Origin of the sequence: Sphingomonas sp. CFBP 8760 (assembly GCF_014841615.1) — a bacterium.
GTDB lineage: Bacteria > Pseudomonadota > Alphaproteobacteria > Sphingomonadales > Sphingomonadaceae > Sphingomonas.
In genome coordinates, this window is record NZ_JACYUG010000001.1 from 418,646 (window position 1) to 442,194 (window position 23,549).

Sequence of the window (23,549 nt, forward strand, 5' to 3'; positions counted from 1 at the left end):
AAAGACAGGATGACGACCGCCATCGCGGCGGTGGCGGGCGACCGCGCGACGGTGCGGATGGATGGCGAGCGGATGGGGGTGGTGCTGGACGCCACCGGCCTGTCCCCCGCCGCCCGCGACGCGCTGGAGGCCGCGGTGCGCGCCGCCGCGCCGGGCGCGCGGGTGATCGTGACGGCGGAACGCACCGGCCGCGCGCTGATCGCGGTGGCCAGCGGCAAGGGCGGGGTCGGCAAGTCGACGATCGCCGCCAATCTGGCCATCGCCCTCGCCCGGCGCGGCCGGCGCGTGGGGATGGTGGATGCCGACATCTACGGCCCCTCGCAACCGAGACTGCTGGGCGCGGAGGGCACGCGGCCACAGGCGCTCGACCAGCAACTGATCCCGGTCGCCACGCCTTATGGCGTGCCGCTGCTGTCGATGGGCCAGCTGGTCGAGCCGGGCCGGGCGATCGCATGGCGCGGGCCGATGACGGCGGGCGCGCTAGGCCAGCTGGTGGAGGGCGCGTGGGGCGCCGCGGATACGCTGGTGGTCGATATGCCGCCCGGCACCGGCGACGTGCAGCTGACCATGGTGCAGAAGCATCGCCCGACCGGCGCGGTGATCGTCTCGACACCGCAGGATCTGGCGCTGATCGACGCCACCCGCGCAATCGACCTGTTCGTGAAGGCGAACGTGCCGATCATCGGGCTGATCGAGAACATGGCCGGTTATCGCTGCCCGCATTGCGGCGAGAATTCCGATCCGTTCGGGCGGGGCGGGGCGGAGGCCGCGGCGGCGGAACTCGGCATCCCGTTCCTAGGGCGAGTGCCGCTGGAACTGGCGATCCGCACCGCCTCCGATGCCGGTCGACCCCCGGCATGGGAGCCGGACGACACGGTCTTCGCCGGGCTGGCCACCCGCGTTGCGGAATGGCTTGCGGCCCGGTAAAACGATTACCGCAGAGGACCGAAGGAAGCGCCGCCATGCCGTTGACCACCGATGCCGATATCCACGACCTGCTCGCCGGCGCGCGCACCATCGCGCTGGTCGGCGCCTCGGACCGGCCAAACCGCCCCTCCTATGGCGTGATGGCGGCGCTGCAACGCCATGGCTACCGCGTGATCCCGGTCAATCCGCAGATCACCGGCGAACATGTCCATGGCGAATTCGTGTTCCGCGAACTGGCGCAACTGGGCGATCCGATCGACATCGTCGACATCTTCCGCAATTCCGCCGCCGCGGGCGAGGTGGTGGATCAGGCGATCGCGGCGGGTGCGAAGGCGGTGTGGATGCAGCTCGGCGTCATCAACCACGACGCCGCCGAACGTGCCGAGGCCGCAGGACTGAAGGTGGTGATGGACCGCTGCCCCGCGATCGAACTGCGTCGGCTCGGCGTACCGTCGGTGGCCTGACTCCGCCGGCATCTTTGCATCTTTATCGACCGACCCGTTTCGGCCACAATCGTGGACCAGACTGCGAATCGGGAGGTACCCATGCTACCATTGATGCTGGCCCTGATCGATGACGTGGATGCACTGGTCCGTTCCGCGCGGACGCTGACCGCCGCCGAACAGCGGTGCGTCGTCGCCGCCGATACCACCGACATCACCGTCTGCGGCCGACGCCGCGCCGACCGGTTTCGGGTGCCGTTCATCGTGTACGAACCCGGCGATCCCCGGCACGAGGGGGTCGCGGCCGAACGTCACCGGCTGCTGGCGAAGACCGATAATTGCCAGGAACGCCGCGCCATCATGGTCAGCTGCGGCTTCGTCGGCGTGACGATGACCAGCGGCGGCGGCAAGACCGCGGTGGGCGGCGCGCGCAAGCTGGCACCGTGACGATGATCGCCCTCGCCCTGCTGCTCGCCGCCGGTCAGGTCGCCACCCCGGCGATGCCGCTGCCCGCCGCGCGCACCCCCGGCACGCCGCCGCAACGGATCATCCTGAGCAATTGCCCCGACGGGGTCGACGGGGAGATCGTCGTCTGCGGCACGCCGGACAAGCCACGCCTGCCCCTGCCCGACGAACGTGGCCCGCCCGATCGGCCGATCCCGTCCAATCCGGGCGTGACGGGCATGGGCGCACTGGCCCAGACGGAAACGCCCTGCGCAACGCTGCAGGGCGGGTGTCAGGCGGGAGTGGACATATTCGGTGCAGGCACCGCCGCGATCCGGCTGGTGGGCAAGCTGATCGATCCGGACAGTTGCTGCGAGCGGCAGGGCGAATCGACCAATCCCGGCATGCTGATCAGCGACGCCGTCGGTGGCCTGAAACGGGCGTTCGGCAAGAAGCCCGACAAATCCGGCCGCGTCGCCATCTCGCTGGACGAGCCGCCCCGCGTATCGACCGAGGGCCGGCTGCTGCCCTGAAGCACCGCAAGCCTGTCCCAGCATGGCTGCCTCACCGGCGGTTCCGGTGAGGCGATAGGTATTTGTGTCGAAGTTCGATATTCGTAGGGGAAAGCGACCGCCCCCTCACCCCAAAATCGGCATCCATAGCGGCTGACCGGCGACGCTTTGCGAACCGCGCAGCCGTTCCAGCGCCTGCGCGACGCAGCGTTCCGGGCCGTCATGCGTCACGATCGCGACCAGCACCCGCCCGTCCTGCGTCGCGCCACGCTGGATCAGGCTTTCGATCGACACGCCCGCATCGCGCATCGCCGCCGCGATCTCGGCGAGCACGCCGACCCGGTCCTCGACCATGAAGCGGACATAGGCGCGGCCGCGCCGCTCGCCGCTGTCAGCCGGGTGGGGGACGGTGAGCGAGGCGGCGGGCATCGCGAAGGGAGGACCATATTCCCCGCGCGCGATATCGATCAGGTCGGCGACCACGGCGCTGGCGGTCGGCCCCTCGCCCGCGCCCGCGCCCTGGAACAGCAGGCGACCGACGAAATTGCCCTCCGCGACCACTGCGTTGGTGGATCCCGTGACGTGCGCCAGCGGATGATCGAGCGGGACGAGATGCGGATGGACGCGCTGGAACAACCCGCCCGTCCCGCTGTTGTCCGGCCCGGATTCCGCCAGCCCGATCAGCCGGATGCGATGTCCCAGCGCCGCCGCCTCGGCGATGTCGGCGCCCAGCACGTGGCGGATGCCCTGCGCGACGACATCGCCGAACGCGGGCCGGGTGCCGAACGCGACGCTGGCGAGGATCGACAGCTTGTGCGCGGCATCGATACCGTCGATGTCGAAGGTGGGGTCCACCTCGGCGAAGCCCAGCGCCTGCGCTTCGGCCAGCACCTCTGCGAAGTCGCGGCCCTCCGCTTCCATCTTGGACAGGATGAAATTGCAGGTGCCGTTGAGGATGCCGTAGACGCGGGCGATCTCGTTCGCCGCCGCGCCGTCGCGCAAGCCCTTGATGACCGGGATGCCGCCGGCGACCGCCGCCTCGAACTTCAGCGCGGCCCCGGCGCGCTCGGCCGCCTCGGCCAGTTCGAGGCCGTGATGCGCCAGCATCGCCTTGTTCGCGGTGACGAGGCCGCGCCCCGCCGCCAGCGTGGCCCGGGCCAGCGTCAGCGCCGGGCCGTCCGACCCGCCGATCATCTCCGCCACGACATCGACGTCGGGATGCGTCGCCAGCGCCGAGGTATCGTCGACCCAGGCGAAGCGCGACAGGTCGATCCCGCGATCCCGGCTCCGGTCGCGCGCGGATATCGCGACGATCTCGATCGCGCGGCCGGCGCGACGGGTAATCAGGTCGCGATTGGCGTCCAGCAACCGGACGACGCCGCCGCCCACCGTGCCCAGCCCGGCCAATGCCACCCGCAATGCTTCCGCCATCGTCGCTCGTTCCCTTGATAGAATGTTGCGACTAGGCGAGCGGGGCGGCTTTGCAAAGCGCCCGCGTTGCCGCCATGCTGTTTCGATGACGACGACCACATCCCGCCCGATCGCCGAACTGACGCTGCGCGGCGTCCTGCTCGGCGGGCTCATCACGCTGCTGTTCACCGCCGCCAACGTCTATCTGGGGCTGAAGGTCGGGCTGACCTTCGCCACCTCGATCCCCGCGGCGGTGATCTCGATGGCGATCCTGCGTTATCTGCCCGGGGCCACGATCCTGGAGAACAACATCGTCCAGACGGTGGCGTCGGCGGCCGGCACGCTGGCGGCGATCATCTTCGTGCTGCCCGGCCTCGTCATGATCGGGTGGTGGCAGGGCTTTCCCTATCTGACGACCGCGGCGATCACCGCCACCGGCGGCATCCTGGGGGTGATGTTCTCCGTGCCGCTGCGCCGCGCGCTGGTGATCGACAGCCCCCTGCCCTACCCCGAGGGCCGCGCCGCCGCCGAAGTGCTGAAAGTGGGCGCCGGCAGTCGCGAGGGCGCGGCGGAAAGCGCGCGCGGACTGTGGACGATCGTGTGGAGCGCGCTGGCGTCCGGCGGGTTCGCGATCCTGACCCAGACCCGGCTGGTCGCGGCGGAGGCGACGATGTGGTTCCGGGTCGGCGCGGGCGCGACCGGGATCGCCGGCGGCCTGTCGTTCGCGCTGATCGGCGCGGGTCATCTGGTCGGCCTGTCGGTGGGGTGCGCGATGCTGGTCGGTATCGTGCTGGGCTGGTGGATCGTGCTGCCGATCCTGACCGCCGCCGCGCCGATGCCCGCCGCCACGCTGGCGGAATGGGCGGGCGGGGTGTTCCGCAGCGACGTGCGCTTCTTCGGCGCGGGCGTGATCGGGGTGGCGGCGATCTGGACGCTGCTCCGCATCATCGGCCCCGTCATCGGCGGTGTCCGGTCCGCGATCGCGGCGTCGCAGGCGCGGGCCGGGGGCGCGATCATCGCGGACGCGGAGCGCGACCTGCCGATCGGGCTGGTCGCGCTCGTGTCGCTGGGGATGCTGGTGCCGATCGCGGTGCTGCTGTGGTCGGTGATCGCCGGAGGGCCGCTGGCGGGATCGGCGGTGGCGCTGATCGCCGGGGCGCTGCTGTTCGTCGTCGTCGTTGGCCTGGTGATCGCGGCGGTGTGCGGATACATGGCCGGGCTGATCGGGGCCTCGAACAGCCCGGTTTCGGGGATCGGCATCCTGTCCGTCCTGGCCGCCAGCCTGTTGCTGGTCGGGTTCTTCGGGCGCGGCACTCCGCCGGATACGACGCAGGCGCTGGTCGCCTATGCGCTGATCGTCACCGGCATCGTGTTCGGCGTGGCGACGATTTCGAACGACAATCTTCAGGACCTGAAGACCGGGCAACTGGTCGGCGCGACGCCGTGGAAGCAGCAGGTGGCACTGGTGCTGGGGGTGATCTTCGGATCGCTGGTGGTGCCGCCGGTGCTCAACCTGCTCGGCTCGACGCTGGGCTTCGTCGGGGCGCCGGGCGCGGGACCGAACGCGCTGGCGGCACCGCAGGCAGCGCTGATCTCCGCGCTGGCGAAGGGGGTGCTGGGCGGCGACCTGAACTGGGCGATGATCGGCTGGGGCGCACTGGCGGGGGCGGGACTGGTGGCGCTGGACGAGGGACTGGGCCGGGCCGGGCGGTTGCGCCTGCCGCCGCTGGGCGTGGGGCTGGGCGTCTATCTGCCGATGTCGGTCACGCTGACGGTGGTGGTCGGCGCGGCGATCGGCGCGGTGTACGACCGCTGGGCCAGACGGAGCGCCGATCCGGAGGCGGCGGAACGGATGGGCGTGCTGGCGGCGACGGGCATGATCGTCGGCGAAAGCCTGTGGGGCGTGGCGTTCGCGGGGATCGTCTATGCCACGGGCAGCGACGCACCGCTGGCGCTGGTCGGCGCCGGCTGGGAAGTGCCCGGTGCGATCGGCGGGACGATCCTGTTCCTTGCCCTGATCGCAACACTATATCGCCAATCGGCACGCGCCACCCGGCATTGAGCAAGCAAGCTGACCTGTCGACACCATTCAACAAACGGTTGTTAAAGTAATCTATACTGATAACATCGTATCTGTTTGGTATAACATCCGTAATGCTTCAATTACGCGGCCCGATTGATTTGCCCTATAGTTTCGATTAGGCGTTTGGCTTGCCATATGGGACGCCGCGACAATGGTTTTCAGCGTTTATCAGGTCGCACCCGAACCGGCGAACGAGGCGATCCGCGAAGCCGCCGTAATCCGGTCCGAGGCGCTGAACGCCACCGGGGTGGCGAAATTACAGGCAGTGGTCGATCGGGCCAGCGCGCTGTTCGATACCAGCATGGCCGCGATCTCGATCGTGTTCCGTGACTGGCAGTATTTGATCGCGACGAAGGGAGTGAAGCCGGGCGTCTATCGGCGTGCGACCTCCTTCTGCGGCCATGCGATCATGACCCCGGACGACGTGTTCCTGGTGGAAGACGCCGCGCGCGATGTCCGTTTTGCCGGAAACCCCAGCGTGCTGGATGATCCCGCAGTGCGTTTCTATGCCGGCGCGCCGTTGCTGGATGCGCAGGGACTGCCGCTCGGCACCCTGTGCGTGTTCGATGGGGCGCCCCGCGATGCATTGCCCCGCGTACAAACCACGATACTTGCCGCCATGGCCCGCGAGATCGTCGCGGTGCTGGGCGATCATGCGGTGATCGCCAAACCGCCCGGCGAGACCATCGAAGCCGAGAGAATCCGCCGGATGTCGATCTGACATGTGATGGACCGGCCGGCTCGACCCCGGGCCGGTCCATGACCCGTCACATGGCGGCGAGCAGATCCGCGATCGGGACGAAGGCGAACCCGATCGAACTGTCGGCGATGCCGTAAGGCAGGAACAGCCGGTCGCCGTGGCGGATCGCGCCGCAGGAATAGACGACGTTGGGGACATACCCCTCACGGTCCTGATCCTTCGCCGCCAGCAGGGGCTGCTGCATCCGGCCGATCACCTTCGAGGGATCGCGCTTGTCGAGCAGCACCGCACCGATCGAGTATTTGCGCATCGCGCCGACGCCGTGCGTCAGCAGCAGCCAGCCCTCGTCCAGCTCGATCGGCGGACCGCAATTGCCGATCTGCACCAGTTCCCACGGATATTGCGGCGTCAGAATCTTAACGCCGTCATCCCAATGGGTCAGATCGTCGGACTTCAGCAGGAACAGGTTCTCCCCGTCCGACCGGCCGATCATCATATACCGGCCGTCGACCATGCGCGGGAACAGCGCCATGCCCTTGTTGCGGCTGGCATTGCCCGTCATCGGCACCAGATCGAACGCCCGGAAATCGCGCGTGCGCATCAGTTCGGACTGGATCTGCGAACCGTTATAGGCGGTGTAGGTACCGATCCATTCCCAGCTGCCGTCGTCATGCTGGAAATGGACGATGCGCAGATCCTCCAGCCCCTTGGACTGGGCGCCGGTCATCGGGAAGATCACCGTGCCCGACAGCGTCGAATCGCGGTGGCGATAGACGGTGATCGGGCCTTCGGGCATCGTCTCGTAATCGGTGCCGACCGCGTCGGTGGCGGTCGCGAAGGGCGGTTCGGGCGCCAGCTTCATCTGGTTGCCGTCGGTAATGATCCCCTCGCGGAAGGCGACGGACGAGATATGCCCCTCCCCCACCGCGCGCATCGACATCAGGATGCGCAGCGACCCCGGCGGCATCCCGGACTGGTCGAAATGCGGCACCGCGCTGGGGTTCATCAGCGCGGCGGCGGCATAGCTGTATTCGTGGCAGAAATAGGCGCCGATCAACTGCCGTTTCTCGTCGCCGATCTCGGTGCCGTTCAGGTTCAGCAGTTCCTCGATCTCGTCGTAACGGGTCATGAAGACACGACGCGTCTGCCAATGGCGCGCCTCGAAATCCTTCAGCACCACTTCCAGCTGCTCGCGTGCCTCGGCCGGGGTCATCTTCAACACCTCGGCGACCAGCCGCTCGGTACGGCTGGGCATACCGCCGCTGCCGCCCCACGCGATATGGAAGGGCCGCACCACCACCCGTGACGGATCGGCATGCAACCGTAGTTCGTGATTGACCAGATTCATCGCAGGAACATCGCCTCGTCCGTGAGCGGCCGTCATGGCCATCGCAAGCGAGGCTATGCGACGACGCGGGATGTCCCTGCCACGGAGACGGGGCGTTGCGAAAGCCCCGAAATCGCACAATTCGCCAGTTGCAGCGCCAGGATCGACTCTGCGCCCTGGTTTCGGTTGAGTCCGGTCGGCATCAGCCCGTCGAAACAGCCGCCATCGGCCGGGCTAGCGAGCGGCAGGTCGAGGTCGTTGAGGCCGATGAACCAGCCATAGGCACGCTCCGCCTCCTGCACCCAACGCGTGTCGCCGGTCGCCTCATAGGCGGCGATGCAGGCATCGACCGTCGCCTGCGCTTCCAGCGGCTGCTGGTCGAACTGCAGGGGCGGCGAATAGGCGGGGCGGTTGAAGCTTTCCGTACCGACCGCGCGGAACCGACCCTCGGGCGAGGTCTGGCGCGCACAGATCCAGTCCAGCGTCGACAGGGCGCATTCGATCAGGTCGCGGCGGTCCAGTGCCTGTCCGGCGCGGATCAGCGCTTCCGGCAGACGGGCATTGTCATAGGCGAGAACGATCTCGAACCACTGCCACTCGGGCCGTCGCGTCTCTTCGAGCAACTGGAGGTGCATGTCGGGAAAGCGTTGCAGGATCGATCGCGACAGTTCGTGGCCCGGCTTCGCCTGCAACATCGCCGCCGCCCCCAGCATCGCGAAGGATTGCGCGCGCGGCGATCCCAGATCGAACGCGATGCTGCCGGTGGTATCGAACATCGCGCTCGCCCAGTCGCGATGCTTGGGATCGCGCGCGTCGCGGGCCGTGACACCCAGTGCCCAGAGCGTGCGGCCGTTGGAATCCTCGGACCCCTCGTCCTCGCACCATGTCCGGTCGAAGTTCATGAAATTGCGGAAACGGCGCTTGTCCGGATTCCAGGCATATTGCACGAACGAGGCGTAGATCGTGGTCCACTTGTCCCGCGCCACCGCGTCCATGTCGGCGATCGCACTGACCAGCATCAGCGCGCGGGCATTGTCGTCGATGCAATAGCCATGGCGGCGATCGGGCACCGAATAGATCGAATGCTGCAACATGCCGGTCGAGTCGCTCATGCGTTCGACCGCGGCGAAGTCGGGGGCCAGCGCCTTCAGCCCGGGAGCGGGCTTGGCGATGCGTCGCGGGCGGCCGGCTACCGCTGCCTCGGTCTCCCGCATCGTCGCTTCGGCCAGACGCGGCCAGATCATCGTGCGGCCACGGGCATAGGCCCGCGCCGCCAGCCGGTGCCGGTCGCGATCGTTGGACAGGAGGGAGTCGATCTCGCGCGCGAAGGCGGCGACGTCCCCGAAATCGACCAGCACGCCGTGCCCATCGGCCAGGATTTCGGTAGCGTGGACGTAAGGGGTCGACACCACCGGCTTGCCGATGCCGACCGCATAGGACAACGTTCCGCTCGTGATCTGGGCAGGGTTGGTATAGGGCGTCGCATAGATGTCGGCGGCTTCGAGATAGCCGATCAGTTCGTCATGCTCGACAAAGGCATCGATGAACTGGACATTGTCCGCCACGCCATGCTGCGCCGCCAGCGCCTTCAGGCGATCGCGATATTTCTCGCCCTCGTGCGCGACGAGGTTCGGGTGGGTGGCGCCCAACACCACGTACAACAAGTCGGGATGGCGCTCGACGGCGGCCGGCAAGGCCGCGATCATCGTCTCGATCCCCTTGTTGGGCGCGAGCAGACCGAAGGTCAGCACCACCTGCCGCCCCTGCCAACCGAACCGGTCCTTGACCGTGGCGGGATCGACCAGCGCCCGGTCGGGGACGCCGTGCGGGATCATCACGACCTGACGGAGATTGGCGCCATAGACGCGCTGGAGGATATCGCGTCCCCGCTCCGCCATCACGATGATCTTGGCGGCGCGGCGCAGCAGCCCTTCCAGCACGCGGCGTTCGTCCGCGCTGGGCTTCTCCAGCACGGTATGCAGCGTCACGATGACCGGCAAGGTCGTGCGGTCGAGCAGCGCGAGGATATGCTCACCGGCGGGGCCGCCATAGATGCCGTATTCGTGCTGAATCCAGATCGCCTGCGCGCCGCTCGCCTCGATCGTCCGGGCGGTGTCGAGATAGGCCGACAGATCCTGTTCGGGTATCGTGCCGACCACCGCATCGGGATAGTCGTAGCGGCCGACATGGTCGTCCATCGCGTAGACATCGACCTGCACGTCGGGAAAGCGATCGCGCACCGCGGTGTAGACATCGGTCGTGAAGGTCGCGAGCCCGCACTGGCGTGGCAGGAAATTGCCGATCAACGCCAGATGCCTGATTGCCGCCGCCTCCACCGATACCGCCATCGCCGTTCCTCTTGTCGGGTGTGGGCGCATGGATACACCACCGCCCTATCACCGCGATAAACCGTTCAGCGATCAGAAAGTTTCACCTCCGTGACGCGGTGCAGCACGATGTGTCGCCGATGACGCGTCCGAACCCCCGGAGTCTGTTTCGAAACTCGCGAAAGGGCGAGTTTCGGAGGCGCTCAGCCCCGCCCGCGATAGGGCGCGACGCCCTGATCCGGCAGCCAGCAACTGGCGGGGGGAGTCCCGGACTGCCAGAACACGTCGATCGGGATGCCGCCGCGCGGATACCAGTAGCCGCCGATCCGCAGCCAGCGCGGCTGCATCTCCTCGAACAGGCGCTCGCCGATGCCGACGGTGCAGTCCTCGTGGAACGCGGCATGGTTACGGAAGCTGCCGAGGAACAGCTTGAGCGACTTCGATTCGACGATGGTCTTGCCGGGTACGTAGTCGATCACGAGATGCGCGAAGTCCGGCTGCCCCGTCACCGGGCACAGCGAGGTGAACTCGGGCGCGGCGAAGCGCACCATATAGGTGCGGCCGGGGCGCGGGTTGGGAACATAATCCAGCACCGCCGCTTCGGGGGAGGCGGGCAGTGCGCTGGTCTGGCCGAGGTGCATAGGGGTCATCCCCGACCATGTAGGAGGTACGGACCGCGATGAAAACGCTGATCCCGATATTGGGCGACCAGCTGTCGCTCGACCTGTCGGCACTGGCGGGCGCCGATCCCGCCGACAGCGTGCTGCTGATGATGGAGGTGGCGGACGAAACCGGGTATGTGCGCCATCACCGCAAGAAGATCGTCTATATCCTGTCGGCGATGCGGCATCACGCCGCCGCGCTGACCGCGGCCGGCTGGACCGTCGATTACGTCAGGCTGGACGATCCCGATGCCGCCGACAGCTTCACCGGGGAGATCGCCCGCGCCATCGCCCGCCACGCGCCCGACCGCATCGTCGTGACGGAGGCGGGCGAGTGGCGCGTGGCGGCGATGCTCGACAGCTGGGAAACGCTGTTCGGCCTGCCGGTCGACATCCGTGCCGACACCCGGTTCGTGGCGAGCCATGCCGACTTCGCCGACTGGGCCGACGATCGTGCCACCCTGACGATGGAGTATTTCTATCGCCTGATGCGCCGGCGCACCGACCTGTTGATGGAGGGGGACAAGCCGGTCGGCGGGCGCTGGAACTTCGACAAGGAGAACCGCAAACCGGCGGCACGCGACCTGCTGATGCCCCGGCCCCACATATTCCCTCCCGATGCAATCACGCAGGAAGTGATCGATCTGGTGCAGGCCCGTTTCGCGGATCACCCCGGCGCGCTCGACGGGTTCGATTACGCCGTGACCGCCGGGGATGCCGAACGACAGGCCGCCGCCTTCTTCGCCCATGCGCTGCCGCATTTCGGCGATTACGAGGATGCGATGCTGACCGGCGAGCGGTTCCTGTGGCATTCGATCCTCAGCCCCTACATCAATTCGGGGCTGCTCGACCCGCTCGACCTGTGCCGCCGGGCGGAGGCGGAATATCGCGCCGGTCGCGCGCCGCTCAATTCGGTGGAGGGCTATATCCGCCAGATCATCGGCTGGCGCGAGTTCATGCGCGGCATCTACTGGCGCGAGGGGCCGGATTATGTCGACCGCAACTTCCTGGATCATCACCGCCCCCTGCCCGGCTGGTACTGGACCGGCGATACCGACATGCACTGTCTGGCGGAGGCGATCGGCCAGACGATGGAGACCGCGCACGCGCACCACATCCAGCGGCTGATGGTGACGGGCAATTTCGCGCTGCTGATCGGCGCGGATCCGGCGGCGGTGCATCGCTGGTATCTGGAAGTCTATGTCGACGCCTATGAATGGGTCGAGTTGCCCAACACGCTGGGGATGAGCCAGTTCGGCGATGGCGGGCTGGTGGGGTCGAAACCCTATATCTCGTCGGGCGCCTATATCGACCGGATGTCGGATTATTGCCGCCATTGCCGCTACGACGTGAAGCAGCGGATCGGGCCGGATGCCTGCCCCTTCAACGCGCTGTACTGGGACTTCATCGCGCGGCACGAGGACAGGCTGGCCGACAACCACCGCATGGCGATGCCGTACCGCACCTGGGCCAAACAGTCGCCAAAAGCACAGGCGGCCACCCGGGCACAGGCGGCGGCATTCCTCGACAGTCTCGACGCGGGGGGCGACGCCGGTTACTGATCGGCGATGGACCCGCTGGTATCCGCCGACTGGCTTGCCGATGCGCTCGGTGGCCCCGATCTGATCGTCGTCGATGCGACGTTGCTCGACCCGGCCCTGGGGCGCGATGCACGGGACGAACATCGTGCGGGGCATATTCCCGGCGCGGTGTTCCTCGATCTGGCCGCGTTGCGCGATACCGCGTCGCCTCTGCCCAACATGCTGCCGGATGCCGCGCAGGTCGCCGCGCATTGCGGCGCGCTGGGGATCGGCGACGGGATGCGGATCGTGCTGTACGACGATTCGCCGTGGCGAAGCGCGGCGCGCGCGTGGTGGTTGTTGCGCAGCTACGGCATCGGCGATGTCGCGATCCTCGACGGCGGGCTGGCGGCGTGGCGCGCGGCGGGGCATCCGCTGGAAACCGACACCGTCATTCCGGTGGCGCGCACGCTCACGCCGCGACTCGATACCGCTCGCTGGCGCGACCTGGCGCAGGTCCGCGCCAATCTGGCGAGCGGGGCGGAGCAACTGGTCGATGCCCGCTCGGCTGCCCGCTTCACGGGCGCGGAGGGCGATCCGCACGGTGCCGCCCCCGGCCACATCCCCGGATCGCGCAACATCCCCTATGCGCGGTTCTTCGACGCCGACGGCCGGTGGAAGCGCGGCGACGATCTCGCCGCGACGCTGGCCGGCCTCGATCCCGATGCACCGGTGATCGCGACCTGCGGGTCGGGCATCACCGCCGCGGTGATCGCGTTCGGCCTGCACCTGACCGGGCGCGAGGCGGCGATCTATGACGGCAGCTGGTCCGAATGGGGCCGCGATCCCTCCACTCCCAAGGCGACCGGTTCCGATGAAGCATGATCCCGATACCCGGCCGGCCACGCAGGTGGTGCAGGCCGGCCGCCGCCCGGAATGGACCGGCGGCATCGTCAACCCGCCGGTGTGGCGCGCCTCGACCATCCTGTACGATTCGGTCGCCGATCTGCGGTCGGCGGCGGGCGTCGACACGCATCATCGCCTGTTCTACGGCCGGCGCGGCACGCCGACCCAGTGGTCGCTGGCGGAGGCGCTGACGGAACTGGAGCCGGGGGCGGAGGGGACGTTCCTCTACCCGTCCGGCGTCGCGGCGATCGCCGCCGCGCTGCTCGCCACCCTGTCGCCGGGCGACGAACTGCTGGTGCCCGACAGCGCCTATGATCCGACGCGCGGCTTCGCGACGGGGATGCTGGCGCGGTTCGGCATCGCCACCCGCTTCTACGATCCGCTGGTCGGCGCCGGGATCGCCGACCTGATCGGCCCGGCGACGCGGGCGATCTTCATGGAAAGCCCCGGCAGCCTGACGTTCGAGGTGCAGGACGTGCCCGCGATCGTCGCGGTCGCCCGGGAACGCGGGCTGGTGACGCTGCTGGACAACACTTGGGCGACGCCGTTGCTGTTCCCGGCGATCGCCCACGGCGTGGACTATGCGATCCTCGCCTGCACCAAATACATCGTCGGCCATTCCGACGTGATGCTCGGGTCCGTCACCGCCGGGCCGGGCCGCTTCGCCGCCCTGCGCGACACCAGTTTCCAGCTTGGCCAGCACGTCGCGCCCGATGACGCATGGCTCGCCAGCCGGGGTCTGCGCACCATGGCGGTGCGCCTGCGCCAGCATGGAGAAAGCGCGCTGGCGATCACCCGCTGGCTGGCGGACCGGCCGGAGGTCGCCGCCGTGCTCCACCCCGCCCTGCCCGACTGTCCCGGCCATGATGTGTTCGCCCGCGATTTCCACGGGGCATCGGGGCTGTTCTCGTTCGTGCTGAACGGCGGCGACGATGCCGCGCGGGCCGCGCTGATCGACGGGCTGACCCATTTCGGCATCGGCTATAGCTGGGGCGGTTACGAAAGCCTGGCGCTGCCCGTCGACCCGCATCGCCATCGCACCGTCACCCGCACCGATCGCGCCGGGCCGATGATCCGCCTGCAGATCGGGCTGGAGGACCCCGCCGACCTGATCGCCGACCTCGACCGCGGCCTTGCCCGCTTCGCCGCCGCGCGGGGGTAAGGCAGCGACCGCTGTGTCGCCTGCGCAACAACCGGTCCCGAACCGGCTGGATCGCGCAACGAATCCCTTGTGCGGGTGCAAAGCCGCTGGCATGTCGCCCCCGTCGGCGGAAAGATCGCGCACGGGTTTGACCCGGTACAGATGCGGCATCCCCGATATGCAGGCGTGAACATCGGATTCATCCCATGAAGGGGACAACGATGCGCTTCTCGCACCTTCTGGCCGGCGGGCTTTGCCTGATGGCCGCTACTCCCGCTCTCGCGCAGGAGGAAACCGCTCCTCCCCCGCCCGTCACCGTCACCGGCTCGGTCGGCCTCGTCTCGGACTATCGCTTTCGCGGCGTGTCGCAATCGGATCGCAACCTGGCGGTGCAGGGCGGCGTGACGATCGCCCATGAAAGCGGGCTCTACATCGGCACATGGGCATCAAACCTGGCGGGCTGGGGCACGTTCGGCGGCGCCAACATGGAACTCGACCTGATCGCTGGCTACAAGCTGCCGGTCGGCGGCGGTACGCTGGATGTCGGGGCGACGTGGTACATGTACCCCTCCGGCTTCGACAACACCGACTTCATCGAACCCTATGTGAAGCTGTCCGGCACGCTCGGCCCCGCCAGCCTGACCGCCGGTGTCGCCTATGCCCCCAAGCAGGAGGCGCTGGGCGCCTGGTCGTCGACCGGCGCGATCGCCGCCAATGTCGATTACGACAACGGCATCGGTTACGACAATCCCGGCGACAAGAACGACAATCTGTACCTGTGGGGCGACGCCGCCGCCGCCATCCCGAACACCGGCCTGACCGCCAAGGCGCATATCGGTTATTCGAACGGCAACAAGGGCCTGGGACCGTTCGCGACCAGCGTCGCGCCGACCGGCGAGTATTTCGACTGGCTGATCGGGGCGGACTACGCGATCAAGGGTACGCCGCTGACGCTGGGTGTCGCCTATACCGATACCGACATCAGCAAGGCCGATTCCGCCTATCTCCAGCCCAGCTTCAGCAAGGGTCAGGACGGGGCGGGCACGATCGCCGGCGCGACGGTGGTGTTTTCGCTCACCGCCGCGTTCTGAGCGGACGGGCGGCGCGTCCCGTTCGGGGGACCGGGATGCGCCGCCCGTTAGCGCGTGATAACATCAGGTCGAACCAGATATCCGTCATGGCGGGCGCGGCGAAGCAATCCAACGTGTCCTGATCCGGCACTGAATTGCTTCGCCGCGCTCGCCATGACGGATTGGGTCAGGCCAATGTCATCCTGCCATAGACCATGAAAAAGCCCCGTCTGCGACCATCGCAGGCGGGGCTTTTTCACTACCGGTCGCGCGGGTAGCGCGTCCGTAATCACGGACGCGGCGTCGGGCTTGCCGTCGGCGCGGGGGCTGCGGTCGTACCGCCGGCGGTGGCGCGCGCGTCCTGCCCGTCGCTCGCCGGGGCGGCGACGATCGCGCGGGTGGCCGCCCCCTTGTCGACCACGTTGGTGCCGGGATCGCCGACCGACGAGCGGATGCCCGGATCGGCGGCGTCGACGCCCGCCTCGCTCAGCGTCGCGGTTTCGGCGGCGCTGCGCGGCGCGCGGCCCCCAAACAGCGCATCCAGCGTCTGCGTCTGTCCCTGCGCGTCCTGCGGACGGGCGGCGCCCGGCTGCGGCGGGACCAGCGCGTAATCGGGCGGGATCACCAGCGGTGCCTGCCGCGCGACCGCGAACTCGTCGGGCCGGGCCCGATCGAGCGACTTGCCCGCGCACCCCGACAGGAGCGCAAGCCCCGCGGCCAGAACAACGACGTTACGCATGGGGACTCTCCACAATAGGCTGAGGCTTGTCGCGGGTCAGCAGCGCACGGACGAGCAGCACCAGCACTCCCACCGTAATCGCCGCATCCGCGACATTGAAGACCAAAAACGGACGCCAGTCGCCGATATGCAGATCGGCGAAATCGACCACGAAACCGAACCGGATGCGATCGAGGATATTGCCGAGCGCCCCGCCCAGCACCAGCCCCAGCGCGATCTGGTCGGTCGGGTGCTTCTCGCGCGTCATCCACACCGCGACGCCCGCCGCGATCAGCGCGGTCATCGCGACCAGCGCCCAGCGGCTGGCGTCGCTGTCCGCCGAGAGCAGCCCCAGCGAGACGCCGACATTGGGCACGAAGCGCAGCGCGAAGAACCCGGTGATCTCGCGCGCGGCGCCGAGATGATCGATTCCCAGCGGCCCGGTGATCGCCCATTTGCTCAACTGGTCGGCCGCGAACAGCGCGACCGCCGCGACGATCCCGCGCACCGGCAGCATCATGCCACCACCGTCGCGCAACGATCGCACAGCGCGCCGTCCACCGTCACTTCGGGCAGATGCCGCCAGCAACGGCCGCACTTGTGCTTGTCCGTCGGCGTCACCGTCACCTCGACCCCGGCGGCCGGCGTGTCGCCCGGTGCGACCTCGACCGAGGCGGCGATGCAGAGTTCGGTGAACACATCCAGCCCGACCTCCTCGATCGCGCGCAGCGGCGGGGCGAGCGGGATGCGGACACCCAGATCGGCCTCCAGCCCGGTCCGCACGCGCTTTTCGCGCCGGGCGCTTTCCAGCGCGACGTTGATATCGCCGCGCACCAGCCGCAGCGTCCGCCACCGCTCGACCAGCCCGGCATCCACCGCCAGATCGGGCAGCACCGGCCATTCGAGCAGATGGACCGACGCCTCCTCGTCCGGGAAGCGCGTCTGCCACACTTCCTCGGCGGTGAAGCACAGCACCGGCGCGGCATAGCGGACCAGCGCGTGGAACAGCGTGTCGAGTACCGTCCGGTAGGCACGGCGCACCGGGCTGTCGGCGGCGTCGCAGTACAGGCTGTCCTTGCGCACGTCGAAGAAGAACGCCGACAGGTCCTCGTTGGCGAAATCGGTCAGCAGCCGGATATAGCGATTGAACTCATAGCCCGTCGCCGCCTCGCGCAGCTCGATGTCGAGCATCGCCAGCCGATGCAGGACATAGCGTTCCAGCTCCGGCATCGCCGCCGGCTCGATCTTCTCCGCGTCGGTGAAGCCGTCGAGCGCGCCCAGCAGATAGCGGAACGTGTTGCGCAGCTTGCGATAGGCGTCGGACGCGGTGGCCAGCACCTCCTTGCCGATCTTCACGTCGTCGAAATAATCGGTGGAGGCGACCCACATGCGCAGGATATCCGCACCGCTCTCGCCGATCACCTTCAGCGGATCGACGACGTTGCCGAGCGATTTCGACATCTTGCGCCCCTGCCCGTCGAGCGCGAAGCCGTGGGTCAGCACCGCGTCATAGGGCGCACGGCCCCGCGTGCCGCAGCTTTCCAGCAACGACGACTGGAACCAGCCGCGATGCTGGTCGGACCCCTCCAGATACAGGTTCGCGCGGGTGCCCTCCCCGTAGCGCGCCTCGACGGTGAAGACGTGGGTGCAACCCGAATCGAACCACACGTCGAGGATGTCGCGCTGCGGCTCGTACGCGGCCAGATCGTGGTCGCTACCCAGCAGCGCCTGATGATCCGCGGTGAACCACGCATCCGCCCCGCCATCGCGGAAGGCGGCGACGATGCGGGCGTTGACGGCCGGATCGTTCAGATACTCGCCGGTCTGGCGATGGACGTAGAGCGCGATCGGCACGCCCCATGCCCGCTGGCGGCTGATGACCCAGTCGGGACGGCCCTGCACCATCGAGGTGATGCGGTTCTCGGCCCGCGCGGGCACCCACTTCGTGGCGGCGATGGCGTCTAGCGCGATCTCGCGCAACGTGGCGCCGTTGCTGGACCCAGGCCCTTCGACTTCGCTCAGGGCGAACGGCGTAGGGGCATCTTCATCTCCACCCCCGTTCGTGCTGAGCGAAGTCGAAGCACCCTGCGCCCGGTCCATCGGAATGAACCATTGCGGCGTCGCGCGGAAGATCACCTTCGCCTTCGACCGCCACGAATGCGGATAGCTGTGCGAGAAGTCGTCGCTGGCCGCCAGCAAGGCGCCGACGCCACGCAGGTCGGTGCAGATCGGCCCGTCCGCACCGACGAATTTCTTGTTGATAACCGAGCCCTGCCCGCCCAGCCACGCCCAGTCCGCGCGGTACATGCCCGCGCCGTCGACCGCGAAGACGGGATCGATGCCGTATTGCTTGCACAGCAGGAAATCGTCCTCGCCGTGATCGGGCGCCATATGCACGAGGCCGGTGCCCGCATCGGTCGTGACGAAATCGCCCGGCAGGAACGGGCGCGGCTTGGCGAAGAAGCCGCCGAGGGCGTGCATCGGGTGGCGCGCGGTGGCGCCTTCTAGTTGCGAGCCTTTGATCGTCCAGTGTGGCGCGCTATTGATGTCTTCATTTCGAAGACCGGTACGCTTTTCAAAATCTCCGACCAAATCCATGGCAACCAGAACTTGGATCAGACGATCATCCGAAGCCATCCAATAGGCACCATACTCGATCTCAGGTCCGTAACTCAGCGCCTGATTGACCGGGATCGTCCACGGCGTCGTCGTCCAGATCACCGCATGGGCGCCGACCAGTTCGGGCGCGTTGGGCGCGTCGACGATCTCGAACGCGACGTCGATCTGGGTCGACACCACGTCCTCATATTCGACCTCCGCCTCGGCCAGCGCGGTCTTTTCGACCGGCGACCACATCACCGGCTTGGCGCCGCGATAGAGCTGGCCGCTCTCGGCGAATTTCAACAGTTCGCCGACGATCGCCGCCTCGGCGTCGTACTTCATCGTCAGATACGGGTCGGCCCAGTCGCCCATGATGCCCAGACGCTGGAACTGCTCACGCTGCACCGCGACCCATTTCTCGGCATAGGCGCGACATTCGGCGCGGAACTGCTCGACCGGCACGTCGTCCTTGTTCAGCTTCTTCGCGCGATACGCCTCCTCGACCTTCCATTCGATCGGCAGGCCGTGACAGTCCCAGCCTGGGACATAGGGCGCGTCCTTGCCCATCAGCGACTGGCTGCGGACGATGATGTCCTTCAGCACCTTGTTCATCGCATGGCCCATATGGATGTCGCCATTGGCGTAGGGCGGGCCGTCGTGGAGGATGAAGCGTTCGCGCCCGGCGCGCGCCGCGCGCAGCCGGTCGTACAGCCCGATCCGCGCCCAGCGATCGAGGATCGCCGGCTCCTTGGCGGCGAGACCCGCCTTCATCGGAAAGTCGGTCTTCGGCAGGAAGACGGTGTCGCGGTAATCCCGTTGGGGGGCGCCAGCGGGTTCGGGGGTGGGTTTGGTTGCGTCGGTCATGGGTGCCCGCCGCTTAGAACCTCCCGCGCCCGCGCACAATCGGCCTCCATCTGCGCCATCAGCGCATCGAGGCCATCGAACTTCGCCTCGGGTCGCAGATACTCGATCAGTTCGACCTCGATCGTCTGCCCGTACAGTTCGCCGGCGAAGTCGAAGAAATAGGGTTCGAGCAGTTCCTTGGGCGGCTCGAACTGCGGCCGGATGCCCAGATTCGCCGCGCCGTTCAGCACCCGCCCGTCCGCCAGCCGGCCGCGCACCGCATAGATGCCGTAGGCGGGGCGCAGATACTTGCCCATGTTCAGGTTGGCGGTAGGGTAACCGATCGTGCGGCCAACCTTGTCGCCATGTTCCACCACGCCCCGGATCGCGAACGGCCGGGTCAGCAACCGGGCAGCGGCGACCGGGTCGCCGGCGCGCAGCGCGTCGCGGATGCGGGTGGAGGACACCGGCTCGCCGTCCAGCGTGACCGGGCCGATCGCGGTGGCGTGAAAACCGTGGCGCAGTCCCGCGTCGCGCAGCAGGGCGACATCGCCGCCCTTGTGCCGGCCGAAGGTGAAATCCTCCCCCGTCACCACCCCGCCGACGCCCAGCGCCGCGACCAGCCGCCGTTCGACGAAATCGGCCGCGGTCAGCGCGGCGAGATCGCCATCGAAGCGGAACACCACCATCGCATCCGCCCCCGCTAGGGCGAACAGCCGTTCGCGCTGGTCGAGTGTGGTCAGCCGGAACGGCGGCGTATCGGGGCGGAAATGGCGCACCGGATGCGGATCGAACGTCGCGACCAGCGCCGGCCGCCCCTCCGCGCGGGCGCGCGCGATGGCGGCCCCCACCACCGCCTGATGTCCCAGATGGAACCCGTCGAAATTACCGAGCGCGACGATCCCGCCGGCAAGATCGCGCGGAATGGCCGAGCCGCCGTCAAGCCGCTGCATCGCCGCGCTCTAGCGGCGTCGAAGGCGGATGGCGAGTGGGTCCGCTATCGGACCAGTGTCACGAAGCTGTAGGCCGGCCGGTCGCCGTCCGCCGCGTGATCCTCGCGGAAAATCTCGCGCCAGCCGGTGAAGGCCGGGACGACCACGTCACCGGTCGGCGTGGCATGGACTTCGGTCAGTTCGATGCGGTCCGGGGTGAACAGCGCGAAGATCTCCGCGCCGCCGATCACCGCGGCATCGTTCCCCGCCAGCACCAGCGCATCTTTGGGGGAATGCACCACCTCCGCACCGGTGGCCCGCCACGCCGGATCGCGGGTCATCACGATATGCCGACGACCGGGCAAGGGCGCGGGAAAACTGTCGAAGGTGCGGCGACCCATCACCATCGCCCGACCCAGCGTCTGCGCCTTGAACCGTTTCAGGTCGGCCGGGATATGCCAGGGCAGGCGACCATCGATACCGATGACGCCGTTGTCGGCCCGCGCGAGGTGGAAGCTGATCATCGGTGCCTTATGGCGACACCCGACAGATTGAGACAGCCCGACCGGTAGCATCCTGCCGCGCGGGCATCCTGTCCCGTTCCGGGACCGACGCCGTCGGTCTCATCCAAATGGCGTATTGCGTGCTGGTGATGACAGCGCCCATGGCCAATTCGGCTTCATTGCCAAGGGGGTAACCGGGGGGTTTTACCATGAAGACAATATCGATACGCCGCTTTGCAACGATGGCCGGCATGGCCTGTGCAGCCTTTATCGCCGCCTCACCGGCCGCGGCAGTGGTGATGGTCGCGACATACCGGGGCACGGTGGCGGCCGGTGTGGATACGGCGGGGTTGTTCGGTGGCGGCTCGCTGGCCGGCAAGGCGTATGAGGCGATGTACACCTATAACACCGATGATTTCTCGGGCGACATCGACGGGAGTTCCTACGAAACCAAACATGTCGTTACCGGACGGTACAGCCTGACCATCGACGGGACGACGGTCGGCGACGTATCCCAGTTGACCATCCGGCTGGGCGACGAGCGCCCCGCCCGGAACGGCGCCCCGATAACTCATGATCTGGTCGGACACGGCACCCAGGTCGTGCCCGGCGATACCGGATCGCGACTTTCCCTGTTCGTGATCGACGAACTGGATTTCGTAGACGGCCTGTCGCCGACGCAGACGATCGAGTACCGGCGGGACTTCCGGTTCTTCGAAAACGGTGGGACGTTCACCTATGCCGATGGTTCGGAAATCTTTTTGGACGCGACGCGCGTCGACATCATTCCCGCTGCGATCGCGGCGGTGCCCGAGCCGGCAAGCTGGGCGCTGATGCTGGCCGGTTTTACCATGGTCGGTACGGCGATGCGGGTCCGGCGGCGGCGCGTGGCGTTCGCCTGATACGCGTAACGCGGTCTGACGACGGCGCCGTCAGACCGCGACCGGCGCCTTGATATGCGGCTGCGCGACGTAATCGTGCAGCACGAAATCGCCTTCGTCATAGCCGTCGATCGCATCGGGCCGGCGCAGTATCTCCAGCCGGGGCAACGGCCCGGGCGGGCGCGTCAATTGCAGTTCCGCCTGCTCCAGATGGTTGAGGTACAGGTGGCAATCACCGCCGGTCCAGATGAAGTCGCCCACCTCCAGCCCGCATTGCTGCGCCAGCATGTGCGTCAGCAGCGCATAGCTGGCGATGTTGAACGGCACGCCGAGGAAGATATCCGCCGACCGCTGGTAGAGCTGCAACGACAGCCGGCCGTTCGCGACATGGGTCTGGAACAGGCAGTGGCAGGGCGACAGCGCCATCGCGTGCAGTTCGCCCGGATTCCACGCGGTCACGATCTGGCGGCGGGATGACGGGTTGTCGCGGATCGTCGTGACCAAGTCGGCGATCTGATCGAGATGGCGGCCGTCCGCCGTTTCCCAGTCGCGCCACTGCTTGCCATAGACCGGGCCGAGATCGCCCGCCTCGTCCGCCCACTCGTTCCAGATGCTGACCCGGCGGTCCTGCAACCATTTGACGTTGGTGTCGCCGCGCAGGAACCACAGCAGCTCGACGATGATCGAGCGCAGGTGAAGCTTCTTGGTCGTCAGCACCGGGAAACCGGCGGACAGGTCGAACCGCATCTGATGCCCGAAGACGGAACGGGTGCCGGTGCCGGTGCGGTCCATCTGCACCGCGCCGTCGTCCAGCACGCGACGCATCAGATCGAGATATTGTTTCATGGATGCATCGTCCGGGCAGGAGCGGGGGCGGGCGATTGCAGCCGGCACGGCTTGATCGCGGCGGGTTCGGGCCGTGGCCCCTCCGCCCGGAACGTCGCCATATAGCCGCCCGCGCTGCGCATCGGCACCTGCGATACCTGCACATAGCCGACCGCGGCGAACTCGCACGCCAGCAGCGGCGGCGGCGTGCCGTGCGCCTGGGTGGGACGGTTGGCGTCGACCACTACGACCAGACCGTTCGGCTTCAGCGAGGGCCGCAGCCGCCACAGGAATTCATAGGGCTGGGCGATCTCGTGATACATATGGACCATCAGCACCCGGTCGAAACTGGCATCGGGCAGCTTGGGGTCGGCAGCCTCGCCCAGCCGGACGCTGACATTATCGAGCCGTTCGCGCGATACCCGTTCGGCCAGCTGGTCGCGGGTGGCGGCGACGATATCCTCGGCCAGCACGCGCCCGTCCTCGCCGACCCGCGCGGCGAGGCGGATCGTGTAATAACCCTCGCCCGCGCCGATATCGGCGACGGTCATGCCACGGCGGATTTCGGCCTTGTCCATCACCTGTGCGGCCTCACGCAGCCGGTCGCGCGCCTCCTCGTTCGACCACCGGGCCGAGACGATCGTCGCGACCGGGCGATCCGCGGCGGGGAACGGGCCGGGCTTTTCGGCCTCGCGCTTGATGAGCGGCTTGGAGCCGTCGCAACCCGCCGCCAGCAGCAGGAGCATCGCCAGCCCCGTCCCCCCCATCGTCATC

At 67.9% G+C, this 23,549-nt stretch carries 22 protein-coding genes; 11 read left to right on the forward strand and 11 right to left on the reverse strand.

The window, feature by feature from the left end:
* Window positions 1-9: 9 nt before the first annotated feature.
* The 4 genes from IFT82_RS01985 to IFT82_RS02000 all read left to right on the forward strand — a co-directional run bounded on the left by IFT82_RS01985 (window position 10) and on the right by IFT82_RS02000 (window position 2,347).
* Complete coding sequence (locus IFT82_RS01985; RefSeq protein WP_244646357.1) at window positions 10-927, forward strand: Mrp/NBP35 family ATP-binding protein; 918 nt, start codon at window positions 10-12, stop codon at window positions 925-927.
* A gap of 35 nt (window positions 928-962) precedes the next feature.
* The gene (locus tag IFT82_RS01990) at window positions 963-1,391 is read left to right on the forward strand and encodes a CoA-binding protein (RefSeq protein ID WP_192123885.1); all 429 of its coding nucleotides are present in this window, start codon (window positions 963-965) and stop codon (window positions 1,389-1,391) included.
* A 93-nt stretch (window positions 1,392-1,484) separates the two neighbouring features.
* Complete coding sequence (locus tag IFT82_RS01995) at window positions 1,485-1,817, forward strand: hypothetical protein (protein WP_207105717.1); 333 nt, start codon at window positions 1,485-1,487, stop codon at window positions 1,815-1,817.
* A 2-nt stretch (window positions 1,818-1,819) separates the two neighbouring features.
* Window positions 1,820-2,347: a hypothetical protein gene (locus tag IFT82_RS02000; RefSeq protein ID WP_192124310.1), complete on the forward strand. Its 528-nt coding sequence runs from the start codon at window positions 1,820-1,822 to the stop codon at window positions 2,345-2,347.
* Between the two features lie 105 nt (window positions 2,348-2,452).
* On the opposite strand, the gene IFT82_RS02005 is transcribed toward IFT82_RS02000, so the two are convergent.
* Window positions 2,453-3,757, reverse strand: a complete 1,305-nt coding sequence (locus tag IFT82_RS02005) for a homoserine dehydrogenase (protein WP_192123888.1) — start codon at window positions 3,755-3,757, stop codon at window positions 2,453-2,455.
* An 85-nt stretch (window positions 3,758-3,842) separates the two neighbouring features.
* Between IFT82_RS02005 and IFT82_RS02010 the strand changes: the two genes are divergently transcribed.
* Together IFT82_RS02010 and IFT82_RS02015 are read left to right on the forward strand one after the other, a co-directional pair.
* Window positions 3,843-5,798: an OPT family oligopeptide transporter gene (locus tag IFT82_RS02010; protein ID WP_192123890.1), complete on the forward strand. Its 1,956-nt coding sequence runs from the start codon at window positions 3,843-3,845 to the stop codon at window positions 5,796-5,798.
* A 172-nt stretch (window positions 5,799-5,970) separates the two neighbouring features.
* Window positions 5,971-6,540 carry a GAF domain-containing protein gene (locus IFT82_RS02015; RefSeq protein ID WP_192123892.1) on the forward strand — a complete coding sequence of 190 codons (570 nt, stop codon included), beginning with the start codon at window positions 5,971-5,973 and terminating at the stop codon, window positions 6,538-6,540.
* Window positions 6,541-6,586: 46 nt separating this feature from the next.
* Here the strand turns inward: IFT82_RS02015 and IFT82_RS02020 are convergent, their stop codons facing one another.
* The 3 genes from IFT82_RS02020 to queF form a co-directional block, all read right to left on the reverse strand.
* The gene (locus IFT82_RS02020) at window positions 6,587-7,867 is read right to left on the reverse strand and encodes a glycoside hydrolase family 130 protein (protein ID WP_192123894.1); all 1,281 of its coding nucleotides are present in this window, start codon (window positions 7,865-7,867) and stop codon (window positions 6,587-6,589) included.
* Window positions 7,868-7,920: 53 nt separating this feature from the next.
* Entirely contained in the window at window positions 7,921-10,194 is a 2,274-nt protein-coding gene (locus tag IFT82_RS02025) for a glycosyltransferase family 4 protein (protein ID WP_192123896.1), read from the reverse strand.
* Between the two features lie 182 nt (window positions 10,195-10,376).
* Window positions 10,377-10,823 (reverse strand): preQ(1) synthase, encoded by a 447-nt coding sequence (queF, locus tag IFT82_RS02030; RefSeq protein WP_192123898.1) that lies wholly within the window; start codon window positions 10,821-10,823, stop codon window positions 10,377-10,379.
* Between the two features lie 29 nt (window positions 10,824-10,852).
* Between queF and IFT82_RS02035 the strand changes: the two genes are divergently transcribed.
* From IFT82_RS02035 to IFT82_RS02050, 4 genes are all read left to right on the forward strand, one after another.
* Window positions 10,853-12,397 (forward strand): cryptochrome/photolyase family protein, encoded by a 1,545-nt coding sequence (locus IFT82_RS02035; protein ID WP_192123900.1) that lies wholly within the window; start codon window positions 10,853-10,855, stop codon window positions 12,395-12,397.
* 6 nt (window positions 12,398-12,403) lie between these two features.
* Complete coding sequence (locus tag IFT82_RS02040; RefSeq protein ID WP_192123902.1) at window positions 12,404-13,240, forward strand: sulfurtransferase; 837 nt, start codon at window positions 12,404-12,406, stop codon at window positions 13,238-13,240.
* Window positions 13,230-14,423, forward strand: a complete 1,194-nt coding sequence (metC, locus tag IFT82_RS02045; protein ID WP_192123904.1) for a cystathionine beta-lyase — start codon at window positions 13,230-13,232, stop codon at window positions 14,421-14,423. The genes IFT82_RS02040 and metC overlap by 11 nt, the downstream gene beginning before the upstream one ends.
* 185 nt (window positions 14,424-14,608) lie before the next feature.
* Window positions 14,609-15,493, forward strand: a complete 885-nt coding sequence (locus IFT82_RS02050; RefSeq protein WP_244646358.1) for a TorF family putative porin — start codon at window positions 14,609-14,611, stop codon at window positions 15,491-15,493.
* A 268-nt stretch (window positions 15,494-15,761) separates the two neighbouring features.
* Here the strand turns inward: IFT82_RS02050 and IFT82_RS02055 are convergent, their stop codons facing one another.
* From IFT82_RS02055 to IFT82_RS02075, 5 genes are read right to left on the reverse strand one after another with little or no spacing between them, the layout of a single operon-like run.
* The gene (locus tag IFT82_RS02055) at window positions 15,762-16,211 is read right to left on the reverse strand and encodes a DUF3035 domain-containing protein (protein ID WP_192123906.1); all 450 of its coding nucleotides are present in this window, start codon (window positions 16,209-16,211) and stop codon (window positions 15,762-15,764) included.
* Window positions 16,204-16,710 (reverse strand): signal peptidase II, encoded by a 507-nt coding sequence (gene lspA, locus IFT82_RS02060; protein ID WP_192123908.1) that lies wholly within the window; start codon window positions 16,708-16,710, stop codon window positions 16,204-16,206. The genes IFT82_RS02055 and lspA overlap by 8 nt, the downstream gene beginning before the upstream one ends.
* A complete protein-coding gene (gene ileS / locus IFT82_RS02065) occupies window positions 16,707-19,655 on the reverse strand; it encodes an isoleucine--tRNA ligase (RefSeq protein WP_192123911.1) in 2,949 nt (982 codons plus the stop codon). Before ileS ends, lspA begins: the two co-directional genes overlap by 4 nt.
* Window positions 19,652-20,587 carry a bifunctional riboflavin kinase/FAD synthetase gene (locus tag IFT82_RS02070; RefSeq protein WP_192123913.1) on the reverse strand — a complete coding sequence of 312 codons (936 nt, stop codon included), beginning with the start codon at window positions 20,585-20,587 and terminating at the stop codon, window positions 19,652-19,654. Before IFT82_RS02070 ends, ileS begins: the two co-directional genes overlap by 4 nt.
* A gap of 44 nt (window positions 20,588-20,631) precedes the next feature.
* Window positions 20,632-21,090, reverse strand: coding sequence for a dihydrofolate reductase (locus tag IFT82_RS02075; RefSeq protein ID WP_192123915.1), 459 nt, complete (start codon window positions 21,088-21,090; stop codon window positions 20,632-20,634).
* A 188-nt stretch (window positions 21,091-21,278) separates the two neighbouring features.
* Between IFT82_RS02075 and IFT82_RS02080 the strand changes: the two genes are divergently transcribed.
* Window positions 21,279-21,971: a PEPxxWA-CTERM sorting domain-containing protein gene (locus IFT82_RS02080; RefSeq protein ID WP_244646360.1), complete on the forward strand. Its 693-nt coding sequence runs from the start codon at window positions 21,279-21,281 to the stop codon at window positions 21,969-21,971.
* Window positions 21,972-22,001: 30 nt separating this feature from the next.
* On the opposite strand, the gene IFT82_RS02085 is transcribed toward IFT82_RS02080, so the two are convergent.
* Window positions 22,002-22,796, reverse strand: coding sequence for a thymidylate synthase (locus IFT82_RS02085; protein ID WP_192123917.1), 795 nt, complete (start codon window positions 22,794-22,796; stop codon window positions 22,002-22,004).
* The gene (locus IFT82_RS02090) at window positions 22,793-23,548 is read right to left on the reverse strand and encodes a class I SAM-dependent methyltransferase (RefSeq protein ID WP_244646362.1); all 756 of its coding nucleotides are present in this window, start codon (window positions 23,546-23,548) and stop codon (window positions 22,793-22,795) included. The genes IFT82_RS02085 and IFT82_RS02090 overlap by 4 nt, the downstream gene beginning before the upstream one ends.
* Between the last annotated feature and the right edge of the window lies 1 nt (window position 23,549).